General features: G+C 68.0%; 11 protein-coding genes and 1 tRNA gene. 4 read left to right on the forward strand and 8 right to left on the reverse strand.

What is annotated here, in order from left to right; all coding sequences use genetic code 11:
* The 3 genes from EV656_RS12980 to EV656_RS12990 form a co-directional block, all read right to left on the reverse strand.
* On the reverse strand, window positions 1-1,179 hold the full coding sequence (locus EV656_RS12980) for a toxic anion resistance protein (protein WP_132604798.1): 1,179 nt from the start codon (window positions 1,177-1,179) through the stop codon (window positions 1-3).
* A gap of 3 nt (window positions 1,180-1,182) precedes the next feature.
* The gene (locus EV656_RS12985; protein WP_132604800.1) at window positions 1,183-2,097 is read right to left on the reverse strand and encodes a 5-bromo-4-chloroindolyl phosphate hydrolysis family protein; all 915 of its coding nucleotides are present in this window, start codon (window positions 2,095-2,097) and stop codon (window positions 1,183-1,185) included.
* Window positions 2,098-2,252: 155 nt separating this feature from the next.
* Window positions 2,253-3,035 carry a pseudouridine synthase gene (locus EV656_RS12990; protein WP_132604802.1) on the reverse strand — a complete coding sequence of 261 codons (783 nt, stop codon included), beginning with the start codon at window positions 3,033-3,035 and terminating at the stop codon, window positions 2,253-2,255.
* A 75-nt stretch (window positions 3,036-3,110) separates the two neighbouring features.
* On the opposite strand from EV656_RS12990, the gene EV656_RS12995 reads away from it, so the two are divergent.
* Window positions 3,111-3,566, forward strand: a complete 456-nt coding sequence (locus tag EV656_RS12995) for a nucleoside deaminase (RefSeq protein WP_132604804.1) — start codon at window positions 3,111-3,113, stop codon at window positions 3,564-3,566.
* A gap of 4 nt (window positions 3,567-3,570) precedes the next feature.
* On the opposite strand, the gene EV656_RS13000 is transcribed toward EV656_RS12995, so the two are convergent.
* Window positions 3,571-6,315, reverse strand: a complete 2,745-nt coding sequence (locus tag EV656_RS13000; protein WP_132604806.1) for a hypothetical protein — start codon at window positions 6,313-6,315, stop codon at window positions 3,571-3,573.
* 154 nt (window positions 6,316-6,469) lie between these two features.
* On the opposite strand from EV656_RS13000, the gene EV656_RS13005 reads away from it, so the two are divergent.
* Window positions 6,470-7,153: an SIMPL domain-containing protein gene (locus tag EV656_RS13005; RefSeq protein WP_132604808.1), complete on the forward strand. Its 684-nt coding sequence runs from the start codon at window positions 6,470-6,472 to the stop codon at window positions 7,151-7,153.
* A gap of 2 nt (window positions 7,154-7,155) precedes the next feature.
* Here EV656_RS13005 and EV656_RS13010 read toward each other — a convergent pair whose 3' ends face one another.
* From EV656_RS13010 to EV656_RS13020, 3 genes are all read right to left on the reverse strand, one after another.
* Window positions 7,156-8,442 carry an O-acetylhomoserine aminocarboxypropyltransferase/cysteine synthase family protein gene (locus EV656_RS13010; RefSeq protein WP_132604810.1) on the reverse strand — a complete coding sequence of 429 codons (1,287 nt, stop codon included), beginning with the start codon at window positions 8,440-8,442 and terminating at the stop codon, window positions 7,156-7,158.
* 189 nt (window positions 8,443-8,631) lie between these two features.
* Window positions 8,632-9,516, reverse strand: a complete 885-nt coding sequence (locus tag EV656_RS13015; RefSeq protein WP_132604812.1) for a dihydrodipicolinate synthase family protein — start codon at window positions 9,514-9,516, stop codon at window positions 8,632-8,634.
* A 9-nt stretch (window positions 9,517-9,525) separates the two neighbouring features.
* Entirely contained in the window at window positions 9,526-10,530 is a 1,005-nt protein-coding gene (locus EV656_RS13020; RefSeq protein ID WP_132604814.1) for an alpha/beta hydrolase family protein, read from the reverse strand.
* A gap of 216 nt (window positions 10,531-10,746) precedes the next feature.
* On the opposite strand from EV656_RS13020, the gene EV656_RS13025 reads away from it, so the two are divergent.
* Together EV656_RS13025 and EV656_RS13030 are read left to right on the forward strand one after the other, a co-directional pair.
* Entirely contained in the window at window positions 10,747-11,028 is a 282-nt protein-coding gene (locus EV656_RS13025) for a hypothetical protein (protein ID WP_132604816.1), read from the forward strand.
* Window positions 11,029-11,175: 147 nt separating this feature from the next.
* Complete coding sequence (locus EV656_RS13030; protein ID WP_132604818.1) at window positions 11,176-11,793, forward strand: SH3 domain-containing protein; 618 nt, start codon at window positions 11,176-11,178, stop codon at window positions 11,791-11,793.
* 111 nt (window positions 11,794-11,904) lie between these two features.
* Here the strand turns inward: EV656_RS13030 and EV656_RS16600 are convergent.
* A tRNA-Tyr gene (locus EV656_RS16600) sits at window positions 11,905-11,988 on the reverse strand.
* Between the last annotated feature and the right edge of the window lie 39 nt (window positions 11,989-12,027).

The following is a 12,027-nucleotide window of genomic DNA, read 5'->3' on the forward strand; positions in this document are numbered from 1 at the left end:
TCAGGCCCCGGGGACCGCGCCGGCGGCGGTGGCCCGCGATTTGGCCGCGGCCAGGGTGTCGCGCAGGTCGGTCTCCATCTTCTTGAGGTCTTCCTCGGCCTTGGCGCGGCGGGCCTTGCCCTCGTCGGCGATTTGCAGGCTTTCCTCGATGGTGGCGATCAGGTCGGAATTGGCCTTTTTCACGGCCTCGATGTCGAACACGCCGCGTTCCATTTCCTCGCGGACGATCTTGTTGGCGGCGCGCAGGTTTTCCGCGTTGGCGGTCAGCAGCTCGTTGGTCAGGTCGGTGGCGCCGCGCACGGCCTCGGCGGCTTCGCGGCTTCGCTGGATCGTTACGGCCTGGGCCAGTTGAGTTTCCCACAGTGGCACCGTGTTGACGAGGGTCGAGTTGATCTTGGTTACCAGCGACTTGTCGTTTTCCTGAACCAGCCGGATCGAGGGCAGCGATTGCATCGTCACCTGCCGGGTCAGTTTCAGGTCATGCACCCGGCGTTCCAGATCGTCGCGCGCGGCGCGCAGGTCGCGCAATTCCTGCGCCTTGATAACCTTGTCGCCCTCGGGGGCGGCGTCGATTTCCTTTTCCTTGGCGGGGATGGTGTGGGCGTCCAGTTCCTTCAGCTTTTCCTCGCCAGCGGCGATGTAAAGGGCCAGTTCGTCGTAGAACGTCAGCGTCTTTTCATAGAGCTTGTCCAGCGACTTGATGTCTTTCAGCAGCGTGTGTTCGTGGGTCAGCAGGTTGTCGGTAATCATGTCGATCTGGCCCTGCACGGTTTCGAACCGGGCCAGGAAATTGGCAAAGGGCGCGGTACGGCCCAAAAGGCGTTCCCACCAGCTGCGCTTGCGCCGCACATCCAGTTCGGACACCGAAAACCCACGGATCGTGGTCACGATCTCGCGCAGGGAATCACCGGCGGGGCCGACATCCTTGTTGCGGACATCGGCCAGCATGGCCTGGCTGATCTCTTGCAATTCGGCCTGCGCACCCGAGCCGAAAGAGATGATGGAATTGGTATCGCCCATGTCGATTTCGTCCATCCGGGTGCGGATGCCCAGGGCGACGGTCTGGTCGGCGGCCGCCAGCGGGACGATCTCTCCGGCCGGTTCGGGCAGGATCACGGCGGTCAGCTGTTCCACATCGGCAAGGGCCGCTTCTGCCTTTTGACGAACGTTTTCCGACATTTTCTACTCTCCCGTAATGGGCGCGGCCGGGTCGGGGCGCACGCCTTCACGCTGCAACCTTTCGCGCAGCACTTCAATCTCGACATCCAGATCGGCGCGGTCATCAAGCAGAAGTGCGCGTGTTCTGGCCGAAAAATTGGCCTCCAGGTCATCCAGAAGCGTTTGGTAATCACGTCGGGCTGCACCATCGCGGGTGCGGCCGTAGAAATCGGCGAACTTGATCGTCGCGTCGCGCGCGCCCAGCAGGTAGACGACCAGGTACTTGCGCGCGGCGGTCAGGTCGCGGGGGTCTTCTTCGACCGTGCGGAACATCTCGCGCACGGTCCCCTGAAAGCGGTCTACGCGTGCCTCCAGCGCCCGGTCGCCGGCCCGGCGGATCGCCTGCTGCATTGCGGCCAGGTGTTTTTCGGCCTCGTCGATGACGCGGGCGACGCGGTCCTGCTGAAAGGTGTCCACGCCCTCCATTCCCTTGTCGGTCAGCGGGTCCAGGCCAAAGGACAGGCTGTGCAGGCCCGCCCCCAACACCGCATAGATCAGGGGCGGCAGCAGGCTGCCATCCGGGGAGAACCCGGCCAGGAACAGGCCCAGCCCGGTCAGGACAGAGCCAAAGATCTTGCGCGGGATCGCCGGGCGGCGGGCGATCTTGCGGGCGTGCCAGGCATCCTCGGCGCGCAATCCCTCGCGCGTCAGCCAGGCGGCCAGGATCAGCGCGCCAAACGCCGACAGCGCCAGCGCCAGCCCGGTCGGGTCCGAGGTAAAGGCCCGCGGCAACAGCACCAGCGGCACGAAGAAGGCGACATTGGCCCGCCCGCCCGCGCGGCTGGGCGCCTTGCCGTGGAAGGGATGGCGCGGGGGCGGCGTATCACCGGCCGGGGCCTGGGGCGTCGGGCTGTATTTTCCGCCGAACCGCCGGGCCATCACGCACCCCCCACGAAGGCGACGTAGACGATCAATGCCAGCAACAGGGTGAATGCCAGCTTTTGCAGACCCGATCCCGACATGGCACCCCTTTCACAGATTACTTATCCATGGGATGCGACAGCGGGATGAAATGCAAGCCCGTCGGTTCGTGCTCAGCGTCTGGGGCGCCGTTTCGGGCGGGGCTTTGCCGGTTGCTGGAAATCCTTGTCCAGCCCCAGTTGGTCGCGCACCACGCGGGGGCGCAATTCCTCGACCGCGCCGGGTTTCAGATCGCCCAGCCGGAAGGGGCCATAGCTGACGCGGATCAGGCGGTTCACGGTCAGGCCGACCGCCTCCATCGCGCGGCGAATCTCGCGGTTGCGGCCCTCGCGGATGCCGACCGTGACCCAGGCATTGGCACCCTGCTGGCGGTCCAGGGTCACCTCCATCGGCTGAAACCGCTCGCCCTCGACGGTGATGCCCGCGCGCAGGGGGGCGAAATCCTCGTCCTTGGGCGCGCCCTTGACCCGGGCGCGGTACTTGCGCAGCCAGCCGGTTGTGGGCAGTTCCAGGCGGCGCTTGATCTCGCCGTCATTGGTCAGCAGCAACAACCCCTCTGAATTCAGGTCCAGCCGCCCCACGGACATCACGCGCGGCATGTCCTCGGGCAGGTTGTCGAACACGGTCGGGCGGCCCTTTTCGTCGCGCGCGGTCGTCACCAGCCCGGTTGGCTTGTGATACAGCCAGATGCGCGGCGGGTCGGGGTCGGCCAGGGGCTGGCCGTCCACGGTGATCTTGTCGGTGGGGGTGACGTTCAGCGCGGGGCTGTCGATCCGGCGCCCGTTCACGGTCACGCGCCCGGCCTCGATCATGCGCTCGGCCTCGCGGCGCGAGGCGACCCCGGCGCGGGCCAGCACCTTGGCGATGCGGTCGCCCTTGTTCGTATCCTTGTCCATGCGCCCCCTTTACGCGGGAACGGGGCGGCGGGAAAGCGCCTTGCGCGGCCAGGGCGCGCGCGGCATGACGTGGGGATGAGCCCCTTTCGCAGCCATATGCAGGCCGCCCTGGATCAGGCCCGCGCCGCCGCCGCCCGCGGCGAGGTGCCGGTGGGCGCTGTGGTGGTCGCCCCCGATGGCCGAGTGGTCGGCGCCGCGGGCAACCGGACGCGCGAGTTGAACGACCCCACGGCGCATGCGGAAGTCCTGGCGCTGCGCGCGGCCTGTGCGGCGGCGGGGTCGGAACGTCTGCCGGGGCATGATCTGTACGTGACGCTGGAACCCTGCCCGATGTGCGCCTCGGCAATCGGTCAGGCCCGCATCGCGCGGCTGTATTACGGGGCGGCGGACCCGAAATCGGGCGGCGTGGCGCATGGGCCGCGCATCTATGACCACCCGCAAAGCCACCACGTCCCAGAGGTTTACGACGGCATCCGCGCCGCCGAGGCCGAAGTGCTGCTAAAGACCTTTTTCGCCGCGCGGCGGGGCTGAGCGTTCAGCCCCCCGGCAGTTCCAGCAACTGGCTGCGCCCGGCCTTGATATAGCGCAGGCTGTCGGCGCCGATCGCGGCGACCTGTCCGCCGTCGATATTGTCGCCGACCTGAACCTTGACGTATTGCCCGGTGGGCAGCCGGACCAGCGCGCGGCGGTCGCTTTCGGTGCCGTAGACGCCGATCAGGCTGACCTTGCGCAGGTTGATCGCACTGGGCACCGTCGCCTGCTTGGCGACCGAGGCCGAAGTGGGAATGCTGGGTGCCGTTGCCGCGGCGGCGGCGGGCACCGCCGGGGCCAGCGCGGCCAGTTCCTCTGACAGTTGCGCGGGCCGGATGCGCGGCAGGGGCGAACGGGCCAGCGCCAGTTCCGAAGACGGCGCGTCGGGCGTTTCCGCGGCGGCCTCGTCCTCGGGCGTTTCGGTGGCTTGCGTGTCCTCTGCGGGGGGCAGCAGCGCGTCGGGCCGGTCGGCGGGGCGAATGTCGGGCTCCGCCCCGGTGTCCGGTTCCGCTTGTGCGGGCAGTGCGGCGGCGGGTTGGGCGGTGTCCTCGGGGATCGCGGGCGCCAATTCGGCGGGCCGCAGGCGTGGCCGCACTGCGCCATCCGGCGGGGTGGGACCCAACACGGCGGCCGGGCGATCCGGCGGCACGACGGGGGGCGGGCCTGCGGTCACTGCGATCTGGGGCGCGTCTGCGGGGGGCTCGGTCGCGGCGGGCATGGCTACGACCGGGGCGCCGCCGCGCGCCGTCGTCTGCGGGCTGGGCGGCGTGTCGTTGCCGCGCTGCACCGCCGGGTCGGGCAGGGCCACCTTTTCGGGGGGCAGAATCGCCGAATCCGGCCGGGGCAGGTACAGCGCGTCGATCCGGCCCTCAGTAGGGGGCAGGGGCGGTTCGGGCGCACGTTGCCAAAGGCCGGTCGCGGCGTAGCTTTCGGCGGCCTGCTCGGGCGAAAGGGGCACGCGCGGCTGGACCGGCGTTTCGGCGATGTCCACCGGCGGCGGCGCGATCAGCGTTTCCTGTGGGCGGGGCACCGGGGGTTGTTCGGGCAGGGCCGCGATCTGGGGCGGGCTGTCGGTCGGTGCATCTTGGCCCAGGAAGAACAGCGCCCACAACCCGGCCACACCGGCAAAGGCCAGCACGGCCACGCCCCCCATCAGGGCAGGCCGAATCCGTTGGCGCGGTTGCAACGCCGCGCCGGTGCGCCGCGCGCCGAACACCGTCAGGGCCTCTGCCTCGTCGCGCGGGGCGGGGGGGACGACGGCGCCGGGCGCTTTCGGGTTGGCCTCGCGCTTTAGCGGATCGGCGGGTTTCGGGGCAGGCGCCGTGGGTGCCTTTTGCGTCGGTTTGGGCGCGGGGGCCGCTGCGCTTTGCGGGGGTGTTTTCCGGTCGCCCGGTCCCGGCTGTCCAAGGGCAGGTGCCGCCCCGTCGCGCCCGATCTGGCGTTGCAGGGCTGCGCTGGCGCGGGTCAGCGTATCGCCCAGCTTTGGCAGGCGGGGCTGTCCGGCGCGGGGTTTTGACGGGGTGGCGGGGCGCTGCGGTTTCAGGGGCAGACGGTCGGGCAGTCTGGTGGCAAGCGCCGCGATTTCCTGCCGTGCCTGCCCAATGGCGCCGGTAACCGAGGTGCGCGCGCGATGGGCCAGCCGCGTCGCAGAGCGGAGTGTTTCTGCGGGCGCGGGCATGCCCTTGCCCGCCGCGGCAAGGCGCTGCCCCCCCTTGCCGACCTTGGCCAGAAGGGTGTCTGCCGCGCGCTTTTCCGGTTTCGGCGCAAGGGCTGCGATCTTGGGTTGCTTGGGCCAGGGCTGTGTCGGCGCGTCTGTCTTTTCGACCTGCGGAAGGGCGGCGACAGCGCTGTCGCTTGTGCCGGGTTTGGGACGGATGCCGGTAAAGCCGGTCTTTTCCGGGGCCGTCGCCGCATCCTGGGCTATGGGCGCACGGGGGGCGGTGTCCGGGGTGGGGGCCGCCGTCGGTTCGGACGTGCCCAGGGTAAACCGGGCGGGCGGCTTTGCCCCTGCGGGTGGGGGTGGCACGGCCGCCGGGGCCGCGCCCGTATCCGCGCGGCGAGAGGCAAAGCTGATCTTCGGTTCGGGATCGACAGGGGCAGGCCGGTCCGCCGCCGGGGCCTTGGGCTGTTGCGGGGTGGCTTTGGCGGTGCCGCCGGATCGGCGCGGTGCTGCGGGCTTGGCACGGGCCGGCCGTGGCGGCGTGGTGCCGGGATGGGCGGGGGCCGTATCGGCCTGCGGTCGCTGCCCCTTGTCCAGCAAGGTCTGGGCCAGGTCGGTCGGGCCGAAGAACGGCTCGCCCTCGAACACGGATTTGTCCTGGGGCGCGGCGACGAAGCAGACGGGATCGAAATCGTGCGTCTTGGCGAAGCTTTCGGCCTCTTCCAGGGTTTCGCGCGCCACCACCGCCAGCCGCGCCGTATCCCCGTCATCGGTCCAGTCAAAGACGAGGTCGTCCACCGCGTAGGGGGTAAGCCCGTCCAGGGTGCGGCGCAGGCTGTTGCGCTGTTCCGTCTTGCTTTGCGCGGCAAGCGGCTGGGTCGTGTACAGGATCAGCGAGTCGGGAATGACCAGCTTGGTTCGCAGCGGCCCGTCGGACAGCGATTGCGCCGTCTCGCGCATCAGGCGCAGCGTGTCCGTCAGCCCGGGATCGTCGAGCGACGCCTCGCCAAGGCTGCGCCACCCGCCCTTGGCGCGGTGCAGCAGTCCGATCCTGTCCTCGGACAGCGTCAGGGCAAAATTCGGTCTCATCGCGGCATTTATACCAGCAAGGTGCCGGGGAAAAAGAAAAACAGCCCGGCCCCTGCGGGAAATCGCCGGTGTCCCGTAGCGGCAGAGGTTTCCCTTGCGCCTTCGCGCTGCAAGTCCGACGCTGGGCCGACATCTGACTTGCGCGGAGGGAAAGATGCGCGTTCTGGCGATGATTGCGATGGTCCTGTGCCTGCCCGCGGCGGCCCTGGCAGACGAATCACCCCGGCTGACCGTGACCGGCACCGGCGAGGTGGACGCCGCCCCCGACATGGCCACCCTGCGTTTCGGGGTGGAACATGAGGATCGCCGCGCCGAGGCGGCGATGGCCGCGGTTTCGGCGGACATGGCGCGGATCCTTGAACGCCTGTCCGCCGCCGGGGTGGCCCCGCGCGACATGCAGACCAGCGGGCTGAGTCTGTCGCCGGTCTGGACCGGCTACGATTCCGGCAAGCGGCGCGAAATCACGGGCTTTCACGCCAGCAACCAGCTGACCGTGCGCGTTCGCGGGCTGGAGGGGATCGGCGGCCTGCTGGACCGGGTCATCACCGAAGGTGCCAACAGCTTTCAGGGGATCAGTTTCGGCCTGCAAGGGCCAGAGCCGTTGCAGGACGAAGCCCGCCGCCGCGCCGTAGCCGAGGCGCTGCGCAAGGCAGAGCTTTACGCCGAGGCGGCAGGCGTTTCCCTGGGCAGCGTGATCTCGATCAGCGAATCGGGCTCTTCGGACCCGCGCCCCGTGATGATGGAGGCCGCGCGCATGGCCTCGGCCCCCGTCCCCGTGGCCGCGGGCGAGGTGTCGCTCTCCGCCCGCGTTACCATGGTGTTCGAGATCGAGAACTAGCCTCAGACCTTGGCCAGCGCCTGGTCGAGATCCGCGATCAGGTCGTCGGCATCCTCGATCCCGATAGAGACGCGCAGCACGTTCGGCGCGGCGCCCGCGGCGATCTGCTGCTCTTCGGTCAACTGCCGGTGCGTGGTCGAGGCAGAGTGGATGATCAGCGACCGCGTATCGCCCAGGTTGGCCACGTGGCTGAACAGGTTGACCGCATCCACCAGCTTTACACAGGCCTCGTAGCCGTCCTTCAGGGCAAAGGTGAACAGCCCCCCCGTGCCGCGGGGGCAGATCCGTTTCGCCCGTTCCGCATAGGGGGACGAGGGCAGCCCGGCATAGGTCACGGCCGCGACCTTGGGGTGGGTTTCCAGCCAGCTGGCCACCTTCAGCGCGTTCTCGCAATGGCGCTGCATCCGCAGCGACAGGGTTTCGATCCCCATCAGCGTGTAATGCGCGGCCTGCGGGTTCATCGTCATGCCCAGATCGCGCAGGCCGACGGCAATACCGTGAAAGGTAAAGGCCAGCGGCCCGAAGGTTTCGTGGAATTTCAACCCGTGATAGGCGGGTTCCGGCGCGCTCAGCGAGGGGAACTTGTCGCTGGCGGACCAGTCGAACTTGCCCGAATCCACGATGGCGCCGCCCGTGACCGTACCGTTGCCGGTCAGGTATTTCGTGGTCGAATGCACCACCAGCGTGGCGCCATGCTCGATCGGGCGCACCAGATAGGGCGTGCCCGAGGTGTTGTCGACGATCAGCGGCAGCCCGGCTTCGTCCGCGACCTTGGCAATCGCGTCCAGGTCGGTGACATAACCGCCGGGGTTGGCGACCGCCTCGCAAAAGATGGCGCGCGTATCCTCGTCGATGGCGGCCTTGACCGCGTCGATGTCGTCGAAATCCACGAACTTGGCCGACCAGCCGAATCGCGTGATGGTCTTGGAAAACTGCGTGACCGTGCCGCCGTAGGCCCGGGTCGAGGCCACGACGTTGCGCCCCGGTTCCATCAGCGGGAACAGCGCCATGATCTGCGCCGCATGCCCCGAGGAACAGCAAACCGCGCCCACGCCGCCCTCCAGCGTGGCGATCCGCTCGGCCAGCACGGCGACCGTGGGGTTGGTCAGCCGCGAGTAGATATAACCGACCTCCTGCAGGTTGAAGAGCGCGGCCGCATGATCGGCATCGCGAAACACATAGGCCGTGGTCTGATAGATCGGCGTTTGCCGCGCGCCGGTGGCCGGATCGGGCCGCGCGCCCGCATGCACCTGCAACGTGTCGAAACCAAGTTGACGTTCTTCGCTCATCGGTTTGTCCCTCCCGAATTCCCGTTGGCCCGCAGGATTAGGCCATCGCCCCGCGCCCGGCAACATCGCTGGCCCGCGAAAAGGACCGTCTTCCCGTGCCGCGGCCCGGTCCGGAACACGGGTTCACCGGATCAGGCCCGGCGCGATGTCCTGTCCTTCTTCTTGGGCAAAATACCCAAATCCCGCCGCCTACAGCGCGCCCAGACGGTTCAGGATCGTGCGCAACTCGCCCTCTTGCGCCTCTGTCAACGGCGCTTGCGGGGCGACCGGCGGGCCGCAATCGAAGCCCTGCAGCTTCAGCCCCGCCTTGATCGCCGCGGCCAGGTTAAAGCGGGCAAACGCCTCGTTCACCGCCCACAGCTTGCGTTGCAGGGCCATCGCGTCGTCCCACTTGCCCGCCTTGCACAGATCGTACAGCTGAACGCTTTGCCCCGGCACGATGCAGGATGGCCCCGCCATCCAGCCCAGCCCCCCGATCAGCATCACCGCCACCGTGATATGTGACGAGGCGGCGAATACACCGATCCGCCCCTCGGTGCGGTTCAGGATCGACAACAGCCGCCCGGTATTGGTCGAGGCATCCTTCAGATAGGCGATGCGGGGGTGATGGCTGAGCGTTTCGATCGTGCCGGGCGACAGGTCCGATCGCTGGAAATTGGGGTTCGTGTACATCGTCACCGGCAACGCGGTGGCGTCGGCCACGGCGCTGAAATAGTCCACCACGCCCGAATCGGGCACGGGGAAATACGCCTCCATCACGGCCAGGATGCCATCCGCGCCCAGGGCGGCCCAGTCCCGCGCCTGGGACACCGCATCCGCCGTCGCGGTCGAGGCGACGCCCGCGATCACCGGCACCCGGCCCGCCGCCGCCGACACGACCGTTTCCACGACCTGGGCCTTCTGGTCGCGGGTCAGATACGCGAACTCTCCGGTCGATCCCAGCGGGCACAGCCCATGCACGCCCTGTGCGATCAGATGTTCGCACAGGCGGGTCAGCATCGCGCGATCCACCTGGCCGTCCGGCGCCAGCGGGGTGGCGATATAGGGAATGACACCCTGCAAGGTCGTTGTCATCGGGCCTCCTTACCGCATCCACAGGCGGTGACGTTTCAACGTGTTGCGGATCGCCTTTTCGCGTTTCGGCAGGTCGGCGCGGTCGAACAGGGCACGCGCCCGCGCGCCGCGCCCCTGAAAGACGAAGCGTTTGAACGGTTCGTGCGCCTTGATGACCTTCTTGATCTTGTTCGGGGCGGTGACCGTTTCCAGCACCTCGACCGCGCGGTCGCTTTCGCGGGCATAAAGCAGCGGCAGCAGGCGCCAGTGGCAGGTGACATCGCCGTCCAGTCCCGCCAGTTCCGGCCCGGGCCGTCCGCCGCCAAGGGAATGGATCACCAGCGGCAGGGCCACCTGGTCCAGCCACGGGTCCAGCGACTGGCAGACCAGTTCCGCCGGCGGGTCGTCACGGATCGCTGTGGCGTAGTCCAGGAACCGTTGCCCAAAGGCGCGCGGGCAGCGGTAGAAGAACCAGCCCGCGTTGAAATAAAGATAGCGCTGCCAATATTCGTCGGGCCACCCGGTATCCAGAGAGCTGTCGAAATCCAGCTCGAACTTGTCGTAGAGCGATTTCCAGGTGGCCGTGTAGCCCGGCCCGTACAGCTCGATCTCGGGCCAGGTCCCCTCGCGCCGCATCGAGGCAGAGGGCCGGTCGAAATCGAAGGGGATGTCGCTTAACGCGCCGGTGACCAGCGTGTCACTGTCGAAAAACACGAAGGGTTCCCCCTCGGGCAGGGCCAGCAGCGCCTCGATCTTGTTGCCGTAGGGATAGTCCGATCCGAACCTCTGGCTGTCGAAGGGCAGGATCTCGGCACCCAGATCGGCCAGCAGGGCGCGCAGGTTCGAATCCTGCAAGCGCGGATCGGTGGCCCATAGCGGGCCGGGCTGCGGCTCTGCCACGAACAGGCGCCCCGCAAAGCCGGGATCGGAATGGCGCAGCGATGCGGCAAAGACCGCGGCTTCGTAGCCCCACCGACCGTCCTGCCCCACGATGACGATATTGAAGGGTTGGCCCGCCTTGCCTTTTGCCGCCATACTCTGTCCTGCCTCGGTGGTCTTTGCGGGCAGTATAGGGGCAAAGCGGCGCCCCAGAAAGGCCGCTGCCCCCGCGAAACGGGAGGATGCTGAAATGATGCGTTCGCTTGCCCTGGCGCTGTTGCTGGCCTGGCCGGGGATTGCCCCGGCTCAGATGTTCACCGATCCGGTGCAGGTCGCCAGATCCTGGACCTGACGCGCCCCAACTGGATCGCTGTGCGCGAATATGACGGACAGGATCTGGTCTATTACACCCACTTGGCCAGCTATCGCTGCGCCTTGGCAGAGGTTCGGATTGGCATCAACACCGACACCGCCGCCGTTCTGTTGCCGATGGAACCCTGTTACCGGGATGAAACCCCGCCGAACGCGGTGCGCGAGACGCCCTATATCGCCTTTCCTCTGGGCAGCGTGTCCCGCGTCGCGGTGGCGATCACCTACGCGGATGGCGAAACCGATGCCGCGCTGTTCGGCCGGGCGGGCCTGATCCGGCCCTGAGCAGCCGTGGGGCGGTTGGGCGCGATCCGGTGTCCGCACTGAAAAATGATCTGGCGCAAAGGCCTCAACCGCCCGGCATGCTATGGGGGATGGGCGGTTTTCCCTCTGTTGCACCCGTAGCTTGGGAGGCCGCGGGGGGGGGAGAACATGAAACTATCTGAAATTCTGAAAGGAACGCTTTTGGGCGGTGTTGTGCTGCCCCTGAGCGCGGCGGTGGCAGGGGCCGAACTTGCGACCGTCACCACGATGCTGAACGTGCGCACCGGGCCGGGAACGAATTACCGCGTTATGGGGGCCCTGCCGACCGGGACGACCGTCGATGTCATCCAGTGCGAGGGCAATTGGTGCCAGGTCCGCCTGAAAGGGCCCGATGGCTGGGCCAGTTCGCGCTATCTGGCCTTCCAAAGTGCGCCGGCGCCGTCGTCGCCGCTGTACCTGTGGTGGCTGGTGCCGGGGGTGATCCATCTATTGCATCAGGAGTTCAAGGACGACAAGCCGCGCCACCCGCATCACCCGCCGCCGCCGTATTACCGTCGTGACCGCGATGATATGCGGCCGCATGGGCATCGGCCGCCGCCGGGGTATCGGCCGCGTCCGCATCATCAACAGGATGCGCGACCGGGACCGGGTGCGCGCCCGCGTCCGGATCAGCAACAGCCGCCGCGCTATCGTCCGCGGGCCGATCAACGCCCGCCGCAAGGGTATCGCGCACGGCCGGGGCAACGGCCCGGAACCTATCCCTGGTGGTGGCACAACCGCCGCTAGTGCGAGTGATAAACGCGTGGGCAGGCCGGTAACCGCGCGGCCCACGTTTCCAGACGCGCAGCACCTGATGGTAGGCGCAGCCGGTCGAAAGCTGTTGTTATCGGGGGGAAGTGGTGGGCGACCCTGGAATCGAACCAGGCATGGGTCTCCCCGGCGGATTTACAGTCCGCTGCCGCACCTTGCAGCGCGTCGCCCTAAGTGGGCGGTTGCATAAGGTGCGGGCGGGGCACCGTC

The organism is Rhodovulum adriaticum, from assembly GCF_004345735.1.
Taxonomy (GTDB): Bacteria; Pseudomonadota; Alphaproteobacteria; order Rhodobacterales; family Rhodobacteraceae; genus Rhodovulum; species Rhodovulum adriaticum.

Excerpts from the sequence above, each read along its gene's own strand:
- EV656_RS12980 (WP_132604798.1), bottom strand. The coding sequence starts at position 1,179 with ATGTCGGAAAACGTTCGTCAAAAGGCAGAAGCGGCCCTTGCCGATGTG.
- EV656_RS12985 (WP_132604800.1), bottom strand. The coding sequence starts at position 2,097 with ATGGCCCGGCGGTTCGGCGGAAAATACAGCCCGACGCCCCAGGCCCCG.
- EV656_RS12990 (WP_132604802.1), bottom strand. The coding sequence starts at position 3,035 with ATGGACAAGGATACGAACAAGGGCGACCGCATCGCCAAGGTGCTGGCC.
- EV656_RS12995 (WP_132604804.1), top strand. The coding sequence starts at position 3,111 with ATGAGCCCCTTTCGCAGCCATATGCAGGCCGCCCTGGATCAGGCCCGC.
- EV656_RS13000 (WP_132604806.1), bottom strand. The coding sequence starts at position 6,315 with ATGAGACCGAATTTTGCCCTGACGCTGTCCGAGGACAGGATCGGACTG.
- EV656_RS13005 (WP_132604808.1), top strand. The coding sequence starts at position 6,470 with ATGCGCGTTCTGGCGATGATTGCGATGGTCCTGTGCCTGCCCGCGGCG.
- EV656_RS13010 (WP_132604810.1), bottom strand. The coding sequence starts at position 8,442 with ATGAGCGAAGAACGTCAACTTGGTTTCGACACGTTGCAGGTGCATGCG.
- EV656_RS13015 (WP_132604812.1), bottom strand. The coding sequence starts at position 9,516 with ATGACAACGACCTTGCAGGGTGTCATTCCCTATATCGCCACCCCGCTG.
- EV656_RS13020 (WP_132604814.1), bottom strand. The coding sequence starts at position 10,530 with ATGGCGGCAAAAGGCAAGGCGGGCCAACCCTTCAATATCGTCATCGTG.
- EV656_RS13030 (WP_132604818.1), top strand. The coding sequence starts at position 11,176 with ATGAAACTATCTGAAATTCTGAAAGGAACGCTTTTGGGCGGTGTTGTG.